This is a genomic window from Micromonospora sp. CA-240977 (assembly GCF_050942285.1).
Classification (GTDB): Bacteria; Actinomycetota; Actinomycetes; order Mycobacteriales; family Micromonosporaceae; genus Micromonospora.
The window spans coordinates 4,990,122-5,013,588 of the sequence record NZ_CP192055.1 but is presented as its reverse complement, the minus strand read 5'-3'; the positions used below and the strand labels follow the sequence as shown (position 1 = coordinate 5,013,588).

Below are 23,467 nucleotides of genomic sequence, written 5' to 3'. Positions count from 1 at the left end.
TGGCCGGAGCGGACCGCCGTTGCCTCGCGGTGGCGGGTGCTGCACGATACGGGGCGTGGTTGAGCTGCCGCACGCGTCGGAACGTGTCACCGTCGACGACGCGCGGGCCGGCACCTGGTCCGCCCGGCTCGCCGGGGACGACGTCAAGCTGTCGGGCCGCTGCCCCGGCTGCCGACACGAGACGAACGCAGTCGTCGCCCTGCGGACCGCAGCCCTGGAGGGCGCGGCACCCGACCCGCCCGAGGAACTGACCGTCTCGATCGCCTGTCACTGCCGGCAGCCGCATTCTGGTCGCCCCGACGACGCCTTGGCCGGCTGCGGGCGCTTCTGGAACCTTTTGCTCCGGATAGGACCGGACGCGGTGATCGTGTCACCGGCCGGCGACCCAGAGCTCGACGTCGCCTCCGACGCGTGGCGGGAGGCGACGGCCGCGCAGGTGACGGACGTACGCAACGCGGCGGAGAAGTGGATCGGCGGGATCGCCGCCAGCTATGGACTGTTCGGGCTGGCGGGTGTCGGCATCGCGAAGGAGAGCGTGGCAGCCCTACCGCTGCCCGGCCGGATCGCCGTGGCAATCGCCGTCGCCGTCGCCGTCGCGTTGGCCGGCTGGGCGATCGTCGACGCCTACCGCGCCGCGTACGCCTGGCCCGTGGTGTCGGCGGTGCGCGACAACGACGAGCTGCGCGCCTGGTACGCCGCTCGTCGTACCGTCGGCATCCGCGCGGCCCGTCACCTCCGGGCGGCGATCCGTGCGGCGACAGTGTCGCTGGCCGCCCTGATGGTCGTGGTCGGTCTCATCTGGTTCGTGCCGAGCAAGACGGTGTCGGAACCGCTGGTGCAGCTGACCCGCACCGATGATTCGCGGGTCTGTGGCGCCGTCGTGGCGAGCAGTTCCCGGGCGGCGCTGCGGATGCGCAGAACCGACGGGGAGACTGTCGTGGTGCCGGCCGGCGACATCGTCGCGGTCAAGCCCGTCCGGTCATGCCCCGGGTAAGGCGGGAAACACCAGCTCCGCCAACCCGTCGCGCCGCAACCGGTCACGGATCGCGGCCATCGGAACCGCGATGTTGTGCGTCGGGTCGTGCTCCTGCCGCAGGTCCGGATCGCCGGCGATGTGCAGCGCTACCAGCGTGAGGTCTGCGCTGAAACAGGGCGAGCCGGAGGACCCCCGCTGGGTGTTGACCCGGTGGCGTACCCGGGTGCCGTTGGCGTTGACGTCGAGCACGGTGCCGAACGCGAGTTGCAGCGGGTCCCGCCCCGGATACTGCAACATGATCAGTGGGCGGTCCGCGGCGAGCGCGTCGTCGTGACCCGACGCGGTGAGCCAGCCCCGGCGGGGCGCGTCGGGCAGCGCACCGGCCCGACCGACGGCGTCCACACCGGCCGGTTCGGCGAGCCGGACCAGCGCCACGTCCAGCTCGTCCGGACCGGGCAGCCGGGCCGGATCGGCAGAGCGGTCGGCGGCGCTGGCGGCGTACGTGGCGATCCGCCACTGCCGGGCCAGCGGGTAGGTGGTGCCGTCGTTGACCACCCGTCCGTCGGCCGCCCGCCGGAAGTCGAACCGCGCGACCACCTGCTCGGGCCGCACCCGCCCGTCCCGGAGCGCGGCCACCACGTGGCCCGCGGTCATGCACACGTCCGGCCCGACGAGGAAGCCGCTGCCCAGCGGCCGCGCCGGCGGGCCGACCAGTTCGAGGCGACAGACCTGCCCTTCGAGCGTGCCCAGTCGTTGCCGCCACGGTTGGCTGTCCTGGAACGGCACGTACTCGTCGATGAATCGCTCCGCGTTGTCCGACAGCGCGGTCAGGCCGAGCGCGGTGGCCACGGACCGCAGGCCGGCGTGCGCGGGACGGGCCTCCAGGGCGGCGCCGACCAGGTCGGCGAGCCAGCCTTCGCTGTCGGCCGCCTGGATCAGGTGGAATACCCGGGCCAGGTAGTCGTCGGCCATGGTGATGTCGTGGCGGTGCCGGTCGAGGGAGTGCAGCAGCAGCATGTCGAGGCGGTCGGGCGGACGGAAGGCGTCCCGCAGGGCGTTGTTCAGCTGCTCGGCGGTGTGGCCACGGACAGCGCACACTGTGTGGTTCTCCCTGACGACGTCTGGGCGTACCCGTCGATACTAGGTCGTGGCGGCTGAGCTGTCGGACAGCCGTCTGACCGCCGCCGGCCCTGCCGGCGGCGGGCGCTGGTGCCCTAGGGTCGGACAGATGCGGCGGTGGGCTGGGTCAGCTGGAGGTGAAGCATCAACGGACGACCTACCGGCCCACTGACCGGCGACGAGTTGCGGGAGCTCGAAGCGGCGCTGCTGGACGCCTACCCACGCCGCAACGACCTGGAACGGATGCTCCTGTACGGCATGGGGCGACGGCTGTCCGACTACGTCGGCGGCGACCTCGGCATGCGTGAGGTCATCTTCAAGCTGCTCGAAACCGCGACCGTGGACGACTGGCTCGACCAGCTGATCGACCAGGCGCTTACCGACCGGACCGGCAACGCCCGACTGCGGGACTGGGCGACGGCCCACCGGATGCGTTCGGTCCCCGCCGCGCAGAGCCCACCCCCGCAGGACCTGCAACTACTCGACAGCGCCTTCTTCGACCTGCAACAGCTCAAGCGGGCTGTGCAGGAGGCGAAGATCGCCGCCCCGAGCCGACTGCTGGCGTTCGGCGTGTCCTACTCGGAGATGCTCTTCGTCAACAAGCTCTGCTCCTGGCTGCCCTACTGCCTGGGCGAGATCGAGCGCAAGGAGTGGCTGAGCCTGCGCCCCGAGCTGGCCCCGGTGGACCTGCGGGTCAAGCACGTCCTGCGCTACCTGCCGGACCTGGAGTGGGCAAACGTGCTGTGCCCGGTGCTGACCGACGGGGTGCCCGACGCCGTGGTCGCCGAATTCTGGGACGGCGTACGCCAGCACTGCGGCCAGCATGAGCGCTGGTTCGTGATGGTCTTCGCCGGGGCGATGCCCGGCGGCTACCCGCAGGGCATCACCACCCTGCCCCCGCCTCAGGTGGACCCGGTGGACCTCACGCTGTGGGCACAGGAGGTCGTCTCGCGGCGCGGCTGGCCAGCCACCCTGGCAGAGGCGTGGAGCAGCCTCATCACCGACGAGGCGTGGGACGGGTCCCGCCTGGACCTCCGCCTGGTCTACGAGACCATGGACCGCTCCATCCGCGCCGCCCGCCAGGACGAGACGCGTTTCCGTAGGCAGCTCGAGGAGAGGAGTAACCGTGCAGACCCGTCACCGCGTTGACACGTCCATGTGGTTCGACGCCACCGCCACCCTGCCCGAGTCCCGGCTCATCGAGGCGACCGACACGGAAGTCGTCCCGTTCGGCCCGTCGACTCGTCAGGTCTCCTACGAGCCGTACCTGGCCACCCCGGAGCTGCAGGCCGCGGTGAACCTCGCGATCAGCCTCGGTCGGCCGCTGCTGTTGCAGGGCGACCCCGGCGTCGGCAAGACCCGGCTGGCGTCCGCGGTGGCCTACGCCCTCGGGCTGCCGCTGGAGCAGGCGTACATCAAGTCGACAAGCAAGGGCCGCGATCTGCTGTACACCTACGACGCGATCCGCCGACTGCACGACGCCCAACTCACCCGGTGGCGTGGTCCGGTCAAGGACCTACAGCAGTACGTACGGCTCGGGCCGCTCGGTCGCGCGATCGTCCGCGCCGGTTACGGCCGGCGGTCCGTGCTGTTGATCGACGAGATCGACAAGGCCGACCTCGACTTTCCCAACGACCTGCTGCGTGAGCTCGACGAGCTGGCCTTCGAGATCGACGAGCTGCCCGGGGTGCGCCACGCCGTGCCCGCCGACCGGCCGGACCTGCGCCCGATCATCCTCGTGACCAACAACGAGGAGAAGGCGCTGCCAGGTGCCTTCCTCCGCCGCTGCATCTTCCACTACGTCGAGTTCCCGTCCTCGCTGGAACAGCTCGACCAGATCCTTGAGCTGCACGGTATCCGCCACCCCGAGATGCGGCGGGAGGTGCTCGATGTCCTGCTGCGCCTGCGGGAGATCGATCTGGGCAAGAAGCCCGGTCTCAGCGAACTGCTCGACTGGGCTGGGTTCCTCCAGGCGGTCCAGGTGCCCGCCGGCGAGGTGGCCCAGCTCCCGTACCTCGGCGCGCTGCTCAAGCAGCGCGGCGACCAGGGTCGCGCGATCGAGCGGCTCGGCCACCCGTGACCGCCCGGCGCCCCACGCCGTCCTTCGTGTACGACGTGGCTCATTCCACGCCGTCCTTCGTGTATGAACTCGTCACGCGCCTGCGGCGGCGGGGACTGTCGCTCGGGGTTGACGACTGCGAAACGCTGCGTCAGGCGCTGGCCGCCGGATTCGGGCTCTCCTCCACCGGCGACCTGACCGAACTGTGCGTGGTGTTGTGGGCCAAGTCGGTCGGCGAGCGGGAGATCGTCCGGGCCGCGTTCGCCAACGTCGACGTCCCGGTCTGGGAGGCCAGCGCGATCACCGGGGAGGTCACGCCGACCGGCTCGACCGGCGGGGATCTGCTGTCCGATGCCGCGCTGCTGGCCGACGCACCGGAGGACCTGCGGCCGGTGGACGAACAGCCCGCGGACGGCCAGGTCCCACCCGCCGCCCAGCACGTGTCGGGCCTGACCACGCAGCCGCCCGCCACCGGCAGCTTCGACCGGTCCCTGGTGACCGTGCCGCAGTACCCGCTCAGCGAACGAGAGATCGCCCAGGTCTGGCGGCGGCTTCGCCGGCCGGTACGCACCGGCCCACCTGTCGAACTCGATGTCGCAGCCACCCTCGACCGCTACGCGCGCACCGGAATCGCCGGCGCGCCGGTCCTGATCCCGGCCAGACGCAACACCGCCCGGCTGCTGATGCTCGTGGACCGACAGGGCTCCATGACCCCGTTCCACAACTTCGTCGACCATGTCGTCGACGCGATCAGGAGTGCGGGTCGACTGGAGCTGATCACCGTCCGGTACTTCCGCAACGTCCCCGGCCGGAGCCGCGACCAGGCGCTGCTTGCCGAGCTGCCCGACCCCTTCAGCCCGGCGCTCGACCCGGTGCTGGCCCGCGTCGCGCCGCTGCCGGCGGGCCGCCTCTACCGGGACCCCGACCTCACCGAACCCCAGCCGTTCGCTGCCGCGGTCGAGCAGCTCGTCCCCGGTACGGCAGTGACGATCATCAGCGACGGGGGAGCGGCGCGGGGCGGCTTCGACACGGGCCGGCTGCTTGACACCACCGCCATGCTCAAGGCGCTGCGCGTCGCCGGGTGCACGGTCGCTTGGCTCAACCCGGTGCCGGCGGCCCGCTGGGCCGGCACGACCGCCGGGCAGATCGCCCGGCACATTGCGATGTACCCGCTCACCAGGGAAGGCATGTACCAGGCGGTGGACGTGCTGCGCGGCCACCCCGCGCGTACGGAGCAGCCGCTGTGAAGACGTGGACCGCGTCCTCCCCGGCCAGCAGCCGACTCTCTGCCGCCCGCGCCACCCTGCCGGCCGGCGCCCTGGAGCTGGCCAGCCACGCCGCGGTGCCGGTCGTGCTGGACCCCGGCTTCCTGCACCTGCTGCGGGTCAACTTCTTCCTCGACCCGCCCATCGTGCTCGGCCACCCGGTAGAGGCCGAGCTGCTGACCTCGCCACTGTTCCGGGAAGTCGGCGACGGCCTCTACGAGATCGAACCCGCGTTGCGCAACCGGCTGCTGGTGAGCCTGCAGACCCGGTTCGGCGCCGCCCGGCTGACCCGGGTGGCCACCCTGCTGGAGCAGTACACGGATCACGGCGCCCCGTGGCGGGCGTTGCCCGAGCTGGAGCACGCGCAGCGGCTGACCGCGCTGAGCATCGTCGACCCGTCGCGGGCCGACGACTGGCTCGCGCGGGCGCAGCGGCTGCCCGCCGGCGAGGGCCAGCTGGGCCGGGAGTGGTTCGTCGCCATGCGGGAGCGCCTCGAACAGCAACCGCCCGCGTCGGCCCGCCTCAACCAGGAACTCGCCGACGTCCTGGAGCGGGCGCGAGGCGGTACCGGGTCCCAGCGCGTCACCGCGGTGCACCAGCTCGGGCAGCTCGGCCTCTTGCCCGGCGCGGACGTGGCCACCATCGCCCGCACCCTCCACGAACTAGCGGACCAGGTGCCACCGCCGGTGGCGGGCCTGGTCCGCGAGGTGCTGGACACGCTGGTCCTGCTGGTGCCTCCGCCCCCGGTTGCCAGCGACGACAGCGCGGAGATGGGGCACCGTGACGATCACGTATCGCTGCTCGACCTGCTCGGTATCACGGACCCCCGCCACCCGGACCTGCGCCGGCAACGCCGGGCCCGCGACCGGTTGCGGGTGCCCATCGGCGTCGGTCCTGACGGGCAGCCGGTCGAACTGGACCTGAAGCAGTCGGCACTCGACGGCATGGGCCCGCACGGCCTGATCGTGGGGGCTACCGGGGCGGGCAAGTCGGAGCTGCTGCGCACCATCGTGCTGGGCCTGGCGGCGACCCATCCCTCCGAGCTGATCAACTTCCTCCTGGTCGACTTCCAGGGCGGTGCCACGTTCGCCCCGTTCGCGGGTCTGCCGCACACGTCGGCCATCGTCACCGATCTGGGCGACGAGCCCGATCTGCTCGACCGCCTGGCAGCCGCCATCCTCGGCGAGCTGGCGCGCCGCCAGGAACTGCTACGCCAGGCCGGCAACCTCGCATCCGTCCACGACTATGAGATGGCACGGGAGCGGGGGAGGCAGCTCGCGCCGCTGCCGAGCCTGCTGATCGTCTGCGACGAGTTCTCGGAGTTGCTGACCGCTAGACCGGACTTCGTCGACGTCTTTGTGCAAGTCGGCCGGGTTGGCCGGAGCCTCGGGGTGCACCTGCTGCTGGCCAGCCAGCGGCTGGAGGAGGGCCGGCTGCGCGGTGTGGACACGCACCTGAGCTACCGGATCGGGCTGCGTACCTTCAGCAGGCACGAGTCGCAGGTCGTGCTCGGCGTACCGGAGGCGTTCGATCTGCGCCGGCCGGGGGAGGGGTACCTGCGGTTCGGCGTAGAGCCGCTGGTCCGCTTGCGGGCGGCCTATGTGTCGGGCAGCCATCAGCCCTCGACCCCAGCGTCCTGGGAGGACGTGCTGTCGGCATCCCACCGGCCCGGTCTGCGGTCCAGCGTAGCTGAGGTGCTCGTGGACGCGCTGGCCGGTCAGGGACCGCCAGCGCACCAAGTGTGGCTGCCACCGCTGACCGTGTCACCTGCCATCGACGAGCTGGCCGGTGGGCTGGCCGTCCAGGGCAACCGTGGCCTCACCGTCAACGATCCCCAGCTGATCGGCACCCTCCAGGTGCCGATCGGGCTCGTGGACAAGCCGCGTGAGCAGCGGCTTGACGTGCTGTCGCTGGACCTCGCCGGCCCGTCCGGGCACGTGGCCGTCGTCGGCGCCCCGGAAAGCGGCAAGGCAACGGCCCTGTGCACGCTGGTCACCAGTCTCGCGCTCACCCACACCCCGGCCGAGGTGCAGGTGTACTGCCTCGACTTCGGCGATGGCCAGCTCGCGAGCCTGCGCGGGCTGCCGCACGTCGGCGGGGTCGTCACGCGCCGCGACGACATCGCCGTCCGGCGCACCGTCGCTGAGCTGCGGACCCTCTTGGACCAACGACGCCGGTCCTTCACGACCATTGGGGTCGAAAGTATGGCGGCCTACCGCGGGCATCGCGCCCGGGATCGGGTCGACGACTCATTCGGGGACGTGTTCCTGGTCGTCAGCGGCTGGGACCGGCTGCTCGCCGAGCACGGCGACCTGGAGGACGTCCTCAGCCTCATCGCCCTCGACGGCCTGCGGTACGGCATCCACCTGATCGTCGCGACGAACCGCTGGACGTACCTCCGGCCGAAGATCCGTGAGCGCTTCGGCTCCTGCCTGGAGCTGCACCTCGCCGATCCCACAGAATCGGCGATCTCCCGTCGCGCCGCGGCGAGTGTGCCGGCGGGCAAGCCAGGCCGCGGCATCACACCTGACGAACGGCACTTCCTGACCGCGCTGCCGGCGCCGCGGGACGGCGAGCCGGCCGAGCTGGTCAACGCGATCGCCGCCGCGTGGCAGGGACCGCCGGCGCCTCGGGTACGCATGCTCCCCGCCGTCGTGCCGTACGAGACGGTCGAAGGCGTGGGCGACCACCAGCACCCGTGGGCGGTGCCCATCGGCATTGCCGAGGCCGACCTGCGACCGGTGCTTGCGGACTTCGGGATCGACCCGCACTTCCTGGTGATCGGCAACCCGGATTCGGGCAAGTCCAGTTTCCTGCGGCTGCTGGCCACCACCATCACCACCCGGTTCACTCCGCAGCAGGCGCGCCTGGTCATCGTCGACTACCGCGCGAGCCTGCTGAACGTGGTGAAGACCGAGCACCTGGTGGCGTACCACACGTCGCCGGCGCGGGATTCGGGACTGCACCAGCTGGCCGAGGTGCTGAAGGAACGCCTGCCGCCCGCGGATGTCACACCCGAGCAGTTACGCCGCCGCTCCTGGTGGACGGGCCCGGAGATCTTCGTGCTGGTCGACGACTACGAACTGGTTGTTGCCCCGGGTGGGAACCCGCTAGCGCCGCTGATGGAGCTGCTGCCGCAGGCGCGGGACATCGGCCTGCATCTGATCCTGGCGCGTGGCGGTCGCGGTGCCGCTCGGGGCATGTTCGAACCAGTCATCGGGCGGGTCCAGGAGCTCGGCTCACCCGCGTTGATGCTCTCTGTCAGCCCCGACGAGGGCCCGCTGTTCGGCAAGATCCGCCCGTCGATCCAGCCGCCCGGCCGCGGCTGGCTGATCACCCGCCGCGAGGGTGCCCGACTCGTCCAGCTCGTCATGCCGCCGGAGGCCGGCTGACCCGGGTCGGTGCCCGGCCGACCCGGTTCACCCGTCGGACGAGCGCGACCGGGTCGCCGTCCGCGGCCGGGTTTGGCAGGTGGCTGTACGGCACCCCTCCGGTGTCTCCGGGGGGTTGAGCCGAGATGAGTGCATCGAGGGTGCCGGGAGCATCGGTGGGGCCTGTCCAGGCGATCGCCCTCGTCCATCATTCTCGGATGCCTTCGCCTGGCCCGGATGTCAAACTGCGGCAGTGGAGGGCTTTCGGTGTGCGAGCTGCGGGAACACGCTGAGCGTCCCGGTCCGGTTGGTGGAGCTGCCGGCGGGACCGCACTGGTCGCTCCTGGATTGTCATCACGTGAACCCGCCGCTCCTGGACCCCGGGACCTATGCAACAGACGAGGCCGCGTATGGCCGCGATCAGGTCGTCGGCACCTTCGTCCTCTCACCCGGCGACGTACGTGGGACACGCTTCATCCACGACCTTGTTCGCACGGGCTGCTGGTCCATGGTGGGGTGGAACCCGTCCGTGGCATGCGAAGACTGTGGCGCGGTGGTCGCCTCCCGGACGGATGACTGCAGGGTGGCTCAGGAGACGCGTTTCTACCCGGCGATGGTTGTCCGCGAGCCGCGCGACGATGAGCCTGGCCGCGACAAGGATCCTTTTTCGCGAGTCGCCGACTGGGACAGCGCTGCGCCCGACACCAGACAACACGGCTGGGTCCCCAAGCCGGTCCGCCCTCGTCCCGAACTCGTTGCGACTCGCTGGGGATCAGGTGTGAGAGAGCACCTCTTTCGAGATGATCCGCCAGCCTGACCAGTTGACCAATCGAAGTCTGCACGAGATCTCGCCACCCGTGTGACGAGGGGATGCCGCCGGGCTGTGGCTCACCGCCTGGCTGAATGGCCATGCGGGAAGCGGTGCCGGGCTGTTGGGCGCTGTGGCCGTTGCCGACGAGTCAGGGGATGAGCCACGTGGGTTCGACCCAGGCGGCGGCTTTGGTTGCCTGGGTCGAGTCGACGATCCGGGGGAGCGGCTGGTGGTCGAGGACGAGGCACCGCAAGCGGTTCGCCACGAGAACGCTGTCGCGTACGGACGCGGACCCGGTCTCCATGGCGAGCATCGACATCTCCCGCTACGATCCGACATCGACAGATTGCTGAGCGTTGGTGGTGCTGTCCGCAAGCCCTGAACGTTGGCAATCCGGTGCCGCTGTGCACCTGGCGCCGGCCTGAGGATCAGGCCGTCTCGACGAAGGGAATTCGGCGAAGATCTGCCGGACGATCGGCGCGGTCTGATCGGCAGGTGTGAGGCCCTTGAGGTGCTTGCCGTCGGCGGTCTTGGCGGGGTTGGGGTGGGGCCCAAGATCGCGGAAGGTGTGGCCGTAGGGCGGGCGCCCGCCCAGGTAGCGGCCATCGAGGAGAGTCTGAGCGGCCATGGCGGTGCGGACGCGGAACTGGCGTCCGGTCGAAAACGCCACGATCATCAGGGATCGCGCGAAGCTGACCGACATCCTTCAGGTTCCCGTGGAGGAGATCCTCGCGACGGTTCAGTGGTTCACCACCGATGACGCCACGATTGTCTCGCCCGCCGGCGCTGTCATCATCGCGGAAGCCGCCTGCCGAGCCCACTCGCACACCATCCTCGAGCACATGATCGAGGAGGAGGCCGAAGCCCGACACAAGTGCAACACGGCAGCCCGCACTTATCCACAAGGGCGAGGAGTCCAATCCGGAATGGGAGTATCGGTGGTATCGCAAGCATGTCCGGCCCGAGCACGAACTTCTGCGGCAATGGTGCGGCCACCGGGCTGTCGTAGCCCACGAACGCCCCACGGCCGCTGAAGCGGAGAACCACCGCTCGACCTCCTCGTCGTGCAACTCATCAAAGCCCTCGACCTCGCCGGTGACACCATGCAAGCTGAGCGACTCGCCGAGGAACACGAACGCGACCGGATCACCCCCTACCTCGCCCGACCCGTCGTCGACCGGCCGCTGTACTGGTCCGAGATGCCGGTGCGTGAAGTCCCGGTTCATCGGCGCCGCCGATGGGGGTAGACGCCCATCACTGCCTCGCGCAGCAGCCACCCGAAGCGGCCCCGTGGTGGGGCGTCCCGGTGATTGCCGGTGCCTTTCTCCTCATCGGCGCCTTGATCGCTTTCTTGTCCATGGCCGCTAGCGATCGCCGCAAATTAGCCCGCGAGGACCGGCGCCAATGGGACAGGGAAATCCGCGATGCCTACGTGGACATCGCGGCCGAGGTCAACAAAATAAGCGAATATCGAGGCCTGGTCCTCCCAGAAGGCGAACGCGGTGCCAGGTACCAGGCCGGGTCCAAGGCTAGCCAGAGAATCCGCAGTCAGGGCGACCTGCTTCGGATCATCGGAACAAGGGCGCTGGTCGAACGCGTGGAGAGGCTTGAGTACGCCAGTTCCCAGATCGTCGCGCACTGGCACGACCTGCAGGACGCCGGTAAGGTCGAATACCGTGCCCTCAACGCCGCGCGAGGCGAATTGCTCAACGCCGTCAAGAGTGAGCTCAGAGTCGAGCGATACAAGCCCTACGTGCGTCCTCCGATGTCGCGAATCACGCGATTCCGAGTGGCGACCGCAGTCAGGCTGAAAGCCTTGCGAAGGGGCTGATCGGTGCTGGAGCGGACCTGACGGATCCGTCACGTCAGCGGCTCGACCACCGATACGGCGCCGATCGACCGGCCGCGCACGGATCTGCCGCCGCCGAGCGTCACTCCTTCGGCGTGCTCGAAGCGGTCAGCGCTGGCGCCGCGGGGAGGCGGTCGGGCGGCGTCCGCCCATGTCGGAGTGAGTGCGTCGGCGTCGCGGCGTTGGGGCGGGGTTAACCGATGTCCCAGGACGCGAGGTGGGTTCCGCAGCGCAGGCATTTACAGGCGAGGGGCACCATGCTCGTCGCCATCCTTGGCCACGCGCTCGACCATCGCCGTGGCGATACCCCGACGTCGTGCCTGCGGGTCTACGAACAATTCTGCCGGGTAGCGTCTCCCGGCACCCCAGACGCTGGCGTGGAACAGGTAATGCGCGATGCCAACCATCTTGCCGTCGAGCTGTGCACAGATGCCACGGACCTGCTCTCCGTTGACCAGACGCTGCCATGTCCGTTCGTAGCCGCCGTCGTCAACCTCAGTCGCGGGCCGACCCGGCCGGCCCAGTGGGCGTGAAAGCTCCGGGTCAGCCCTTCCCACCGCCGCGTTCCCCCGCGGTTCGACTCAACGTCTCGGGCGCTCCGCTGCACCTCTTGAGGCGGCTCTGGAAGTTCGTCCTCCCCGCAGGGCGGCGTCGATGCGCGCTTATCGTCTGCAGGGCGCGCCTATCGCTAGCCCCAGTCCTCCGGTGCCTCGGCGAGTTTGCATCGGAGCGCGTCGCGGATTAACGACGCATCCTCCCCGAACGGACTGCTGAGATGCCAGTACTCGTGGCTGAGCGCGTCATCTGGTTCGAGACGGCCGATCAGGTCGGCGATGTCGTCGAGTGCGAAGTAGGTTGCGGCCGCGGCAAACGCGGCGATCTGCTTGGCGGTGCACTCGTCCAGCGGCCAAGCGGCGCCGTTGGCCATCGCGCCGTTGTGGAACCACATCAGGTAGGACAGATGCACCAGGCCAACCGGGCCCGCCGGCACCGCCCACGGTTCCATGTCGAGCGCACGGTCGACGATCGCCTCGACTCGGTCGCGGTCGAGGTATTCGCCTGCGCCCCAGCGCCAGTCGAGGGAGTGCACCCAGCGGTAGTCCGCGCCGGGCACGCGCAGGATCTCCAGGCCACGGGCGCGGGGCAGGACGTTCGTGCCGGACTCGACCAGGTGAAAATCCCGGCCGCGGACGCGCCGCTCGACCCGGCAGTGGTCGGGGTCGCTGATCCACACCATGACGCCGTCGTGCTCGAAGACCGGTTTGGTCTCGGGGTCGACCGCGAAGTAGGTGATTTCGAGATCGGCAGGATCGATGACGCGCTGCCGTTCGCGAGCCTTGTACAACCGCAGTCTGATCACGTTTCTAGTGTGCAGGCCGTCCGGCGAGGCGGTCCTGTGCCGCACTGTGGTCGGGTGAGCGGCCCGACAGAATGACATTTCGTCGATCGAGTGCAGTCTCATGCCGCTTACCGCGCTGCATCGAGCGTGATGCCCAGGGGGTGCTGCGGCGCACGCTCGACGGTCGGCGGGGTTCTCGGGACGGGAGGATGAGACGGGGCCGTGGAGTGCTCTGGATCATTCACCGCGCCGTACGAAGCTGGCCACCGAGGCCGGCAGTTCACTGGCACCGGCGGCGTCCTTCAGCCGAGCGGAGGCGAGGGCTCGATGCAGGCTGCCGTGTGGCACTGATGCTTGCCAATTCCATCGAGAGCGGGTTGTGGTCTACTCGGGCACGGGAATCCCCATGCCCGAGTAGACATCACAACAATCGTCAGCTGGTCACCGGCGGTCGGACTTGTCGACCGCCTGTGGCGCTGGTCAGACGCGCACGAACTGCCACTGTTGGTTGGTCCCGCTGTTGGCGGTCCACTGGACGACCTGCGCGCCGTCACTTGTCGCTGCGGCGTAGACGTCGGCCGCCAGTCCGCTGGCCTGGCTGACGATGGTGTAGTAGCCGTCACCGGTGGGCCGCAGGTACCACGACTGGTTGGTGCCGCCATTTGCCGACCACTGCTGCAGTTGCAGGCCCTGCGTGGTGCTGCCGCCGTTGACGTCGAGCATCTTTCCGGAGGCGGTGTAGCGCAGGGTGTAGGCGTCCTGGGTGGCGCTGATCGTCCAGGTGGGGGTGCCGCTCTGCTGGATCGCCTTGGCGCCGTCGGCGGTGGAGTTGCCGGCGATGGCGAGGGGCTTGCCGCTGTTGCGGTTGACGATGCGGTAGGTGCCTGCTGCGGGCCCGGTTCCGCCGCCTCCGCCGAGGTTCAGGTATTCGACCGAGTCGGTGAAGACGGTGCTGCCGGACTTCGCGGTCGACAGCTGTAGGTACACGCGGCTGCCGGTGGCGGGGGCGGTGAAGGACACCGGTTGGGTGACCCGTGAGCCGAGTGGGATGGTCAGGGTGTTGTTGCCGGACGCGACGACAGTGCCGGTCGGGCTGTCGAGGCGGGCGGTCCAGGTGAAGTTCACCGAGGTGTTGGTGAAGTCGTCGTTGAACACTGTGATGTTGCGGGTCACGGTGGCGTTGCGGGCGTAGCTGGGTACCGCCTGCGGCAGCGGGAAGGTGCCGTTCGAGTCCGAATTGCCGGAGGCGGACCAGTAGGGGAGGTCTACTGCGGCCACCGGGTTGAACGCCGCCTGCACGCGCTGGATCTGCGGGTTGCTCCACGGGTCGGGCAGGTTGTCCGCGCCGTAGACCGGGCGAGTGTTCTCCTCCGTGGTGAAGTCGGTGGTTCGCACGCCGGGCACGACGCTGGCCCAGGCGGACAGCAGCGTGTACGGACGTAGGTCGCTGGCGTCCTTGCCGCGCTTGGCAGCAGTCGCGGTGGCGAACCACGTGAAGCCCTGCTTGGTGCTGCAGGCAGGCCAGATGTACTCGCCTTCACCGTCCGGGCGCCCGGTATGGCGATTCAGGGCCTCGCCGTAGCGGCCGACGCCGTCCAGGTAGTGCGCGAAGATGGCGAAGTTGGGGTAGGTCATGGCCGGGTACCGGCTGGGCGAGTCCGCGCCAATGCCGGCGTCGATGCTGATCGGCCGGGTGCCGTCGTTGCCGTTCATCGCCGCGTACAGGTCCTGTTGGAACTGCTGCGAGTCGTTGCTGTTGGAACTGGGCTCGTTGATCTGGCTCCAGCGGATGATCGCCGGATGGTTGCGGTCGCGCAGGGTCAGCGCACGAGCGTGGGCCACCATGTTGGTGCGTCCGGACACGAAGTCCTGGGAACCACTGCGGATGGCGGTCTCGTCGATGACCATCAGGCCCATCTCGTCGGCCACGTCGAGCATGTACGGGCTGGCCGGTTCCATGTGCATGCGTACCACGTTGTAGTTGAGACGCTGGTAGTTGTCCACCGCCGCGGGCCAGCCGCCGTTGCCGGACGACGGCGGCAGGAAACCGGGCAGGGTGTCGTACGCGTCGCCCTTCCCGCCGTAGTTGACCCGGTCGTAGTCGGCGCCCTGCAGGCTGTCGCCACGGAAGTTCACCCGCACGCCGTTGAGGTAGTAGTACTCGCCGTTCTGCGTGCTCTCCCGGAACCCGAAGCGGTATGTGGCATCACTGGTGCGGCCGTCGTCAGCGGTGGCATGGATCGCCAGTCGGTGCAGTTGGGCCCGGTACCCGGACCGGTACGGCACATTGGGCCACCAGTACGAGGTGGCGCCGAGGTCCCACGCCACGGGGCCCACCGTGACCTTCGCCGTCGAACGGGCCGCCACCGTCACGGTCCGCTGCGGCAACTGCGGGTAGCTGAAGGAGCCCGCGCCGTCGGACGTGATCGACCCGCTCAGGGTGACGGTTCTGGTCGCGGCCGAGGAGTTGGTCACCGACACGTCGTAGCTGAGGGTGCGGTTCGCCACCGAGGTACGGACGAACGCGTCGCTGACATACACCGCCGGGTACACCCGCAGGGACGCGGACCGGTAGATGCCCTGCGGTACCGCCTCGGACCAGTCGGCGGCTATGGGGACCAGGTACTTGCCGTCGGACGACCTCAACGCACCGCGGCCCTTCACCTGCACGCTGATCGTGTGAGTGGTGCCCGGTGCGGCGTAGCTACTGATGTCGAAGTTCGACGGGGTGAACGCGGTGGTCTGGGTCGCGACCACCCGGCCGTCGACCGACAGTGTCGCCTGGTGGTTGACGGCGCCGAACTCGATCCAGGTCGACTGCGGCTGCCCCGAGTCCGGGACGGTGATGCTGCGCGAGTACACCGCCTCGTTCACGTCGGTGAAGCCCTGCTTGTACCAGCCGCCACCGGGCACCGTGATCGAGGTCGTTCCCCGGCCCGAGGGCGTGAAGCTCCACGTCCCGCTCAGATCCACCGAGGCGATCGCGCCGTTACCGGCCGCCACACCGTCAAGTCCGGCGGCCGCGACGCTCTGCTTCGCGACCGGCGCGGCCAGGGCCGACCCGGGGGTCGCCAGGGTCAGGCCGCCCAGCGTCAGGGGCAGGGCGAGCGCCACTGTCGCGGCCAGCCCTCTGGCCGACGCCGACAATCGGCCACCCCAGCGGACGTTCGTACGATGCACGGTAACCTCCTGTGACTCACCCGACAGCCTCACGACTCCGGGTCAGGGCTTCGTTGCTGACGGTAGTCGAATCGATTCGACGGCCCGCCGGCGTCGTCGGCCACCCGAAAGGGTGAACACGGCGGACACGTAGATGTGATTAACCGGCAACACGGGCACTGAGTCAAGGATTTGGACTCATCTATCTTGTGCCGAGCCTGGAATTCCATTCATTTCCCACAAAAGCCGCAGCGAAGGTAGGACGAAAGGCTCGTCGGCACCACCGTCGACGCAGCGGCCTCCGACTGATGTGCCTGCGGGATGACGGGTGCGTGTTGGTGCGGCCGAGGCGTTCGCCGTGTTGAGCAGAGCCGGGGCTGGGTGGATCTTCGCCGGGTTGGTTCCTGCACGACCGCCCCTGACCGGTGCCTCAGCATGATGCACCGTTGGCCGGGATTGAGCCGTTCGGTGCCGGCGGTCACATTGCCGTCGGGGAAATGGCAGATCCAGGTGCTGGAAGGTGCGCTCGTTGAGACTCCGACGGCCGACGCCGGAGGGATGGACCGGCTGTCGTTCTGACCAGGGCTTCTTGCGTGGTGACCTCCTCGGCTTCGGCCGAAGCCGAGGAGGTCACCACCACCGCCAGACTTGCGTGAGCTTCAGAATTGCGCCGAGCCTCATCGGCGGCCCGGTATCGGGCGAGCTTTGCGTCCCGAGCCGCGATCGTGGCCTGGGCTGCGGCCGCCTGTGGCGTTAGATGGTCCACTGGTTGGGCATCGGTCATGGCGATGATCGTCGGCTCACTCACAACCATCATCAGCGATGTGGCCGCCAGGGATCCCTCGCGGTGGCGCGGATGGCTGGAAGCCGTCTTGGTTCGCGTGTCGCGGTGCGCGGGAGCCCATCCCACGAGATCGGAGATGGGCTCCCGTGCGGTGCGGAAGGATCAGTTGACGGCGCCGATGGAGACGGCGCCGCGTCCGACGACCGCGCCGTCGTTGGTGACGACAGCGAGTTCGCCGTACAGCTCGCGCCCGGCGCTCGGGGCGGCTTGGGCGGTCACCGTCCCGGTGAGGGTGGCGGTGGCGCCGTTGGGCAGGGTGAGCGGGGTCGCCGGGGTGTCCAGCGTGCCCAGCGACGACGCCGAGACCGAGTCCCGGTAGTCGTAGGCGGTGCTGGTGTTCGGTCCGTCGACGGCGTACCCGTCGACGACGACCCGGTAGGTGCCCGCCGGCGGGTCGGCGATGGTGACCGCTTCCTCGGAGTCACCGTCGGCGGACTGACCGACCTGCACGTCGCCGTTGAACACCGTCAGATCCAGGTCGGCGCCCAGGTTGGCGGTGTTGCCGATCCGCGCGGTGAAGCTGCTGGCACCGGCCGGAACGTCCACCAGGTACTCCTGCTGGGCTCCCTCGGCGATGGTGGGCCGCTCGGCGTGCACGCTGGACAGCGGACCGCCCTGGCCGGTCACCGCGACCGGACCGAAGGTGTTGGTCAGCGTCCAGGTCGCCGGGGTCGGCTGACCGGCGGTGACCGCGGGCAGTTCGATCACGGACGGCTCGACCTGCACACCCTGCACCCGGGCCTGTAGTTGGAACGGGTTGTTCAGCGCCGGTGAGGTACGCCGTGCCTCCACCTCGATCTCCCAGACCCCGGCGATCGGGTTCTGGTAGTCGCGCTCCTGTGGCTTGCAGGCGGCGGCGTCGGAGAAGTTGGTGTAGCAGGCGGTGCTCGCCGTGCTCTCCACCGGCACGCCGTAGGGGTTGATGGCGATGAACCGGGTCTGCGACCCGGTGGCGATGCCGGACAGGTTCACCTGTAGCGCCCCCGCGCCGGACGGAACGGTGACGAAGTACGAGGTGAAGCTGTTGCGCGCCACCGAGCCCTCAGCAGAGAACGAGTAGCTGGGCTTGGTGACCGCGGTGGCGGCCACCACGACGGCGGAGACCTCGAAGTCGAGCACCGAGGTCTTCGGGTCGTCCACGGTCAGGATCGTGCCGTGCGCGCCGGTGGTCGACGGCTTGGCGGTGACCGGGATCGTGACGCTCTTGTTCAGCGGCAGCGCGACCGTTTTGGGTGCGGTGAAGGTGCCGTCGTTGCCGCGCAGGGCCAGCTTGTGGCTGATGGTGCCGGCCGGGCCGCTGGTCCGGGTGACCTTGACCGGGTAGGTGCGGCTCTGGCCGACCCGCTGTCCGCCCTCGGCCGGGATGCAGCGGTTGTAGACGCCGGCGCCGCGGTTGGGGTTCGGGACGAACCGGTTCAGGTCGCGGTCGTAGCGGGTGAGGTTCTCCGACAGTTCGGTGCAGACCGGGGCGTCGGAGATGTACGAACGGGTCTCGACGGTCTTGGCGAGCAGCTTCCACGCGCCGGGGACGTTGAACATGCCGTAGCCCTGCGCGTACGTCGCCACGTCCGCGATGGGCTTGGCGGAGGTATAGATGGCCCGGCGCAGCGCGGCCGGGGTGACACCCTTGTCGGTGGCCTTGGCGGCGGAGAGCAGCAGCGCGGCGGCGCCGGCGGCCTGTGGGGAGGCCATCGACGTGCCGTTGAGCATCTGGTAACCCGGCGGCAGCGCGTAGCCGGCCTCGGCAACGGGGTTGCCCGGCTGCCAGGTCGGCGCGGTGGAGATCGCCGATCCGGGGGCGGTGATGTTCGGCTTGAAGCCACCATCCTCGCGCGGGCCGCGGGAGGAGAAGTTGAACAGCGCGTTCTTCTTCGTGACCACCGAGCCGTAGTTGGCCAGCCAGGTGTCCTTGCTGATGTTCGCGGCGACGCTGACGACGTTCTCGGCGACCGAGGGATCGCCGACGGTGTTCAGGCCCGGTCCGGAGTTGCCGGCAGAGATGAACATCTGCACGCCGTAGGTGGTGATCAGGTCGTTGTAAAGCTGCGCGCGGGCGTTCGCGCCGTCGTTGAGCGTCGGCAGGCCGCCGATGGACATGTTGACCACATCCACGTGCCGGTTGATGACCAGGTCGGCCATGCCGGTGGTCAGCGCCGCGGCCGTGCAGCCGCCACCCCAGGAGCAGGCCCGGGCGGAGACGAGCTTCGCACCGGGGGCGGCACCGTCGAAGGCGGTGTTGCCGAGCATGTCGTTGGCGGCGGTGATGCCGGCGACGTGGGTGCCGTGGGTGGCCTCGATGATGCCGATGTTGACGTAGTCGGCGTACGGGCCGGGCTTGCCGTCGCTCGGGTCGATGTCGACGTCCTCGCGGTACTCCACCACGAAGGGCATCTGGTCCCGCACCGCAGTGGCGGGGTTGTCGGTGCCGAAGTGCCCCACGTCGAAGCGCTCCCGGTACGGGCGCATCAGCGTCTCGTCGGTGAAGCTGTTGTCCTGGTCGACGTCGACCCAGATGTCGTGGGTCTGCGGGTTGTACAGCACGCCCCACGCGTCGGTGGTGTCCCCGTCGCGGTTGACGTCACCCGCCGGGTCGCTGGCGGCGGTGATCGACTCGCGGAACAGGTTGAACGTGTAGGTCCCCGCCGGCGCGGTCCACGTCGCGCCGCCCGCGCTGAAGGAGGGGCCGGTCACCGCGGTGACCATCCGCCGCCAGGTGCCGTCGTTCTCGGTCACGGGGTCGGTGGCGGTGACCCAGTCGACGATCTTCCGCTCACCTGTCGTGGTCTTCTGCAGCGCCGGCTGGTCCAGGTCGATGCCGGAGTCCATGATGCCGATGGTCACCCCGCGGCCGTCCCACTGCGGGTGAGCGGCTTTGAAGGACTCCGCGCCGGTCTCGTTGGTCGGCATGTACGGGTTCACGGCGCTGGTGCCCGCGCCCGGACCACTGAGCGTCGCGCCCTGCCTGGCGGCCTTCGCGCCGGAGATCGTGGTGCCGGCGGTCGGGTCCGGCAGCTGGATGACCTCGTCCAGGTCGATGGCGGCGACGCCTGGCAGCGAGGCGGCCTTGAGTACCTTGCTGGTGGGCACGGTGGCCAGGACGTAGCCGATCTGGTCGAAGCGCCGGTTGACCGCGCCGCCGAGGGCCTCGACGCCGTCGACGACAGCGTTGCTCTGGCCCTTCTCGGCGGCGACGATCAGGGTGACCGTCGGCGCGTGCTTCGCCTCGGCCTGGGCGAGCAGCTTGGCGTCGTGCGAGCCCAACGCCTCGGCGGGGGTGGCCTGCGGAATGTCGGGGGTGGAGGGAGCGGCGCTCGCGGTGGCGGTACCGCCCGTCACGGTCATGGCGCCGGCGGCCAGGACCGATGCGAAGAGCGCGGCGGAGGTACGCCTGCTCAAGTTGCGGGGTCTACTCACGTTCTCTTTCCTCCAGAGAACAGGGCCCTGAGATGACAGGGCGCGTGTGAGCGAATCCTTCGTGGTGTTGGTAGTCGATGTCGATAGATGGTTCGACGTTGTGATCTCTCCGTGACATCGTCAGTGGGCCCTTCATCTTTGAGGGCGAGGTTGGCCGCCACGGCCTCGAAGGACGGGTTCCCTGACCAAAATCGGCCATGGCCACGCCGCGGGAAATCCGGCGTCGGATCGCCGCTCATCGACCGCCGTGTGCCAGCAGGGTGGCGCGGATGTCATTCCGAGCGAACGGAGTCGGTGACGTCGACCGGACCGACTTCGCCGGCCGGGCTGACGCCGCAAAGCTCCGCCAGCAGGCCGCCTGCGGAGACCGCATGCCGTCGGCGTTGCCGCCTGTCGCTTATGCTGCCCTATCGGCACTCGTTCCGGTTTTCATTACCGCGTCCCGGTGGGCTCCGCTCCTCCCGCCACGGGCTGATCCGCACTGCCCCGCATCGGCAAAGAGGCGGGGTCGGGAGTTGGCGCGGCGACGTACATGCGCAACGACGCATAATGGTCCGACGGGCAGCGAGGCGACGTATCGGAAGCGGTAGGCCGGCGGCGCCCGAAATCACGGGAGGATGGCGGCCACGGTGAACCAGGCGATGCCGAATGTGACCCGGAACACCCGACAGCGGGCAGAGGTGCTGGCGCTGTTGCGCGAGGTGGAGGGCTTCCACTCGGCGCAACAACTGCACCAGATGCTGCTGGCGCGTAAGGCGGGCGTCGGCCTGACCACCGTCTATCGAACGTTGCAGCTGCTTGTGGACGCCGGTGAGATCGACTCGACTCGACTGCCGGGCGGCGAACAGCTCTTCCGCCGGTGCAGCCAGAGCAAACACCACCATCACCTGGTCTGCCGCGACTGCGGACGCACGGTCGAGGTGGCCGGTCCGGCCGTGGAACGGTGGGCCGACCAGGTTGCCGCCCAGCACGGGTTCGTCGACGTCGGCCACACCTTGGAAATCTTCGGCACGTGTGCCGAGTGCGTTCGCTGAGCGATCGACGGGTCGTCTCCTGAGGCCAGGGCGGGAAGTTTGGAAGAACCCGGCCCTGGTCGGTCCGTGGTAGCCGAGCGCCTCGACGTGGCCTCTCATCCATCAGGCGGGTCCGCGGCGGGGTGTGTACCTGCGGTTGCCTCGCGGTCTTCGGTGTCCGTCGCGGTGCGGGCCGAGACGGCGCCCGGCTGGGTCGCCGAGCTCGACGGCGGGCACGTGCCGGAAACCGAGGAGTACGGCATCTCCAGCATCGTTTTCCGCGACCATCGGCCCCTGCACCCGCAGCGACTGTGGGACCTGCTGGCCGGCGGGCTGGATGTGTTCGGTGTGGTGCGGTCGAAGGGATTCCTGTGACTGGCCAGCCGCCCGGACGTGCAGGCACTGTGGTCGCAGGCCGGCCCTGCGGGCCGCCCTGACCGCCTGCCTGCTCACCGACAGCGAGCTCGTGGAAGACCGTCAGGTGCCAGACCTGCTCGTGCCGGGCGGGCCCCCACCAGGTGCGGCGCTGGTCGGTCCAGTCGACCGGCACCCCGATGGTTACGTGCTCTGCGGTCCGCGGCGGGCGTACTTCTGGCGGAACCTCTCGACTCGGCCCGCGGTGTCGAGTAGGCGTTGCCTGCCCGTCCAGAAGGGGTGGCTGGCGGAGGAGATCTGGACGTCGATGACGGGGTAGGTGTTGCCGTCGGTCCAATCGATGGTTTGGTCACTGGTGGCGGTGGAGCGGGTGAGGAAGGCGAAGTCGGCGCCCTTGTCGCGGTAGACGACGGATCGGTAGTCGGGGTGGATTCCGGGCTTCATTCGGATTGCGCTCCTTGGGTGGCGGTGTCGGCCAGCTCCTCGGTGTGGAGGGGGAAGCAGCCGGCGAACGGGTCGTGGTAGGTGCGCCAGGTCTCTTCGCCGTCGGCGAGTTCGGCGTCGGTGAGCAGGCAGCGGGTGACGGTGCGGTGCAGCTCGACGGGGTCGACGTCGAGGCCGATGAAGACCAGGTGCTGGTGGCGGTCGCCGTAGTAGGGGTCCCACTCCAGGGCGGCGGCGAGGCGGCGTTGGTCTTCGACGTGCTCCCAGCGGTCCTCGGGCAGGCTCACCAGCCAGTGGCCGAGCGAGCCCATGGCCAGACCGCCGCCGGCGAACTCCCAGGCCACCACGGTGTCGGGTTGGCTGGCCAGCCAGAGGTGGCCTCGGGAGCGGATCATCTCGGCGTTGACCTGCTCCAGGACGTCGTGCAGGCGTTGCGGGTGGAACGGGCGGCGAGCGCGGAAGACGGTGGAGACCACACCACAGTCGGATTCCGGCTCGTGTGTGCCCAGCGTGTAGCCCTGCAGGCCACGGGCGAGCAGCCCGGGGGTCTCCGGTCGGTGCCGATGGGTGTGGCGCAGCTGGCGGGTCAGCGTGCTGGCGTCGACGAGGTCACCGTCGACGCGGATGTGCACCGCCCAGGGCGCAATCCGTTGCAGCAGGACCGACAGCCGGCTGGTGTCGAAGTCGCCTTCTCGGGACTGCCCCCAGAGCACCAGGGTGTCGGCGTACTCGATCTGGCGGACCACGACGTCGGCGAGCGCGCGGTCGTCGTCCTCTGCTGCCTGGATGCCGAGTGCGGTGAGGTCGTCGGTGCTGGCGAGGCCGTCGAGCAGGTGTTCGGCGTCCAGGACGGTGACGTAGGAGTCGATGTGGATGAGCTCGGTGATCGGTGCGCCGTCGACGAGGCAGTGGGCGCAGGCGGCGGCGACCGCCTCCGGTTCCACCACTTCGGGCAGCATCAGCACCAGGTCGCTGCCGGGATGGCTGCGGGCGAGTCGGACGAGGGTGGGCAGCACGTCTTCACGCAGCGTGCAGGAGCTGCAGCCGTGCCGCAGGTCGACCTGCTCGTCCTCGATGATGCCTGCGCTGGAACGCACCACGCGGCGCACGACGCCGTCGCGGATCCCGGTGAGGTCGTGCCGCACCAGCAGCAGTGACTCGTCGGCGGCGAGCAGCGCCCGGGCGAGGGCGAAGGTCGCCGCTGGCCAGAACCCGGACACCACCGTCAACGAGGGGCGGGTATCCGCGTCCGTTGTCACGACGTGGGTCGGGGCCTGTGGTGACGACGACATCGCACTCCTCTCGAGGCTTACTGAAAACGATTGTCATTTTAGGCACACGAGGGCTGGCGAGGCGAATGGCGGTCCGGGGGCGCGACGGACTCCGGTTGAGGTCATTGGGAACGACCCGGGGTGGATCTGGCCGAACG

At 69.4% G+C, this 23,467-nt stretch carries 15 protein-coding genes and 1 pseudogene; 8 read left to right on the top strand and 8 right to left on the bottom strand.

What is annotated here, in order from left to right; all coding sequences use genetic code 11:
* The first annotated feature begins 55 nt into the window (after nucleotides 1-55).
* The gene (locus ACQPWW_RS22550) at nucleotides 56-994 is read left to right on the top strand and encodes a hypothetical protein (RefSeq protein WP_433125332.1); all 939 of its coding nucleotides are present in this window, start codon (nucleotides 56-58) and stop codon (nucleotides 992-994) included.
* On the opposite strand, the gene ACQPWW_RS22545 is transcribed toward ACQPWW_RS22550, so the two are convergent.
* Complete coding sequence (locus tag ACQPWW_RS22545) at nucleotides 980-2,074, bottom strand: effector-associated domain EAD1-containing protein (RefSeq protein WP_433125330.1); 1,095 nt, start codon at nucleotides 2,072-2,074, stop codon at nucleotides 980-982. The two genes, ACQPWW_RS22550 and ACQPWW_RS22545, sit on opposite strands and share 15 nt — an antisense overlap.
* A gap of 204 nt (nucleotides 2,075-2,278) precedes the next feature.
* Between ACQPWW_RS22545 and ACQPWW_RS22540 the strand changes: the two genes are divergently transcribed.
* Genes ACQPWW_RS22540 through eccCb form a run of 4 tightly spaced genes read left to right on the top strand, consistent with a single transcriptional unit; the run spans nucleotide 2,279 to nucleotide 8,811 of the window.
* Nucleotides 2,279-3,244, top strand: a complete 966-nt coding sequence (locus ACQPWW_RS22540; RefSeq protein WP_433125329.1) for an effector-associated domain EAD1-containing protein — start codon at nucleotides 2,279-2,281, stop codon at nucleotides 3,242-3,244.
* Nucleotides 3,222-4,175 carry an AAA family ATPase gene (locus tag ACQPWW_RS22535; protein ID WP_433125328.1) on the top strand — a complete coding sequence of 318 codons (954 nt, stop codon included), beginning with the start codon at nucleotides 3,222-3,224 and terminating at the stop codon, nucleotides 4,173-4,175. Before ACQPWW_RS22540 ends, ACQPWW_RS22535 begins: the two co-directional genes overlap by 23 nt.
* A gap of 59 nt (nucleotides 4,176-4,234) precedes the next feature.
* The gene (locus ACQPWW_RS22530) at nucleotides 4,235-5,401 is read left to right on the top strand and encodes a VWA domain-containing protein (protein WP_433125326.1); all 1,167 of its coding nucleotides are present in this window, start codon (nucleotides 4,235-4,237) and stop codon (nucleotides 5,399-5,401) included.
* Nucleotides 5,398-8,811 carry a type VII secretion protein EccCb gene (eccCb, locus tag ACQPWW_RS22525; RefSeq protein ID WP_433125324.1) on the top strand — a complete coding sequence of 1,138 codons (3,414 nt, stop codon included), beginning with the start codon at nucleotides 5,398-5,400 and terminating at the stop codon, nucleotides 8,809-8,811. Before ACQPWW_RS22530 ends, eccCb begins: the two co-directional genes overlap by 4 nt.
* Before the next feature lie 1,115 nt (nucleotides 8,812-9,926).
* Here the strand turns inward: eccCb and ACQPWW_RS22520 are convergent.
* Complete coding sequence (locus ACQPWW_RS22520; protein ID WP_433125323.1) at nucleotides 9,927-10,304, bottom strand: hypothetical protein; 378 nt, start codon at nucleotides 10,302-10,304, stop codon at nucleotides 9,927-9,929.
* 603 nt (nucleotides 10,305-10,907) lie between these two features.
* Between ACQPWW_RS22520 and ACQPWW_RS22515 the strand changes: the two genes are divergently transcribed.
* On the top strand, nucleotides 10,908-11,432 hold the full coding sequence (locus ACQPWW_RS22515) for a hypothetical protein (protein ID WP_433125321.1): 525 nt from the start codon (nucleotides 10,908-10,910) through the stop codon (nucleotides 11,430-11,432).
* A gap of 257 nt (nucleotides 11,433-11,689) precedes the next feature.
* Here the strand turns inward: ACQPWW_RS22515 and ACQPWW_RS22510 are convergent, their stop codons facing one another.
* The 4 genes from ACQPWW_RS22510 to ACQPWW_RS22495 all read right to left on the bottom strand — a co-directional run bounded on the left by ACQPWW_RS22510 (nucleotide 11,690) and on the right by ACQPWW_RS22495 (nucleotide 20,206).
* Nucleotides 11,690-11,857: a GNAT family N-acetyltransferase gene (locus ACQPWW_RS22510; RefSeq protein WP_433134490.1), complete on the bottom strand. Its 168-nt coding sequence runs from the start codon at nucleotides 11,855-11,857 to the stop codon at nucleotides 11,690-11,692.
* Nucleotides 11,858-12,138: 281 nt separating this feature from the next.
* Nucleotides 12,139-12,810: a hypothetical protein gene (locus ACQPWW_RS22505; protein WP_433125320.1), complete on the bottom strand. Its 672-nt coding sequence runs from the start codon at nucleotides 12,808-12,810 to the stop codon at nucleotides 12,139-12,141.
* A 459-nt stretch (nucleotides 12,811-13,269) separates the two neighbouring features.
* A complete protein-coding gene (locus ACQPWW_RS22500; protein WP_433125318.1) occupies nucleotides 13,270-15,969 on the bottom strand; it encodes an RICIN domain-containing protein in 2,700 nt (899 codons plus the stop codon).
* Between the two features lie 925 nt (nucleotides 15,970-16,894).
* Nucleotides 16,895-20,206: a S8 family serine peptidase gene (locus ACQPWW_RS22495; RefSeq protein ID WP_433125317.1), complete on the bottom strand. Its 3,312-nt coding sequence runs from the start codon at nucleotides 20,204-20,206 to the stop codon at nucleotides 16,895-16,897.
* A gap of 617 nt (nucleotides 20,207-20,823) precedes the next feature.
* On the opposite strand from ACQPWW_RS22495, the gene ACQPWW_RS22490 reads away from it, so the two are divergent.
* Nucleotides 20,824-21,240, top strand: a complete 417-nt coding sequence (locus ACQPWW_RS22490) for a Fur family transcriptional regulator (RefSeq protein ID WP_203118058.1) — start codon at nucleotides 20,824-20,826, stop codon at nucleotides 21,238-21,240.
* A 168-nt stretch (nucleotides 21,241-21,408) separates the two neighbouring features.
* Nucleotides 21,409-21,657: pseudogene (locus tag ACQPWW_RS22485) on the top strand (GTP-binding protein); the annotation flags it as partial.
* Between the two features lie 120 nt (nucleotides 21,658-21,777).
* On the opposite strand, the gene ACQPWW_RS22480 reads toward ACQPWW_RS22485, so the two are convergent.
* Together ACQPWW_RS22480 and ACQPWW_RS22475 are read right to left on the bottom strand one after the other, a co-directional pair.
* A complete protein-coding gene (locus ACQPWW_RS22480; RefSeq protein WP_433125315.1) occupies nucleotides 21,778-22,038 on the bottom strand; it encodes a type B 50S ribosomal protein L31 in 261 nt (86 codons plus the stop codon).
* A complete protein-coding gene (locus ACQPWW_RS22475) occupies nucleotides 22,035-23,330 on the bottom strand; it encodes a CobW family GTP-binding protein (RefSeq protein ID WP_433125312.1) in 1,296 nt (431 codons plus the stop codon). Before ACQPWW_RS22475 ends, ACQPWW_RS22480 begins: the two co-directional genes overlap by 4 nt.
* Nucleotides 23,331-23,467 lie beyond the last annotated feature (137 nt).

Bases quoted from the DNA above. Each gene is read 5' to 3' on its own strand.
- ACQPWW_RS22475 (WP_433125312.1), bottom strand. From the start codon at position 23,330: ATGTCGTCGTCACCACAGGCCCCGACCCACGTCGTGACAACGGACGCG.
- ACQPWW_RS22480 (WP_433125315.1), bottom strand. From the start codon at position 22,038: ATGAAGCCCGGAATCCACCCCGACTACCGATCCGTCGTCTACCGCGAC.
- ACQPWW_RS22510 (WP_433134490.1), bottom strand. From the start codon at position 11,857: ATGGTTGGCATCGCGCATTACCTGTTCCACGCCAGCGTCTGGGGTGCC.
- ACQPWW_RS22520 (WP_433125323.1), bottom strand. From the start codon at position 10,304: ATGTCGGTCAGCTTCGCGCGATCCCTGATGATCGTGGCGTTTTCGACC.
- ACQPWW_RS22490 (WP_203118058.1), top strand. From the start codon at position 20,824: ATGGCGGCCACGGTGAACCAGGCGATGCCGAATGTGACCCGGAACACC.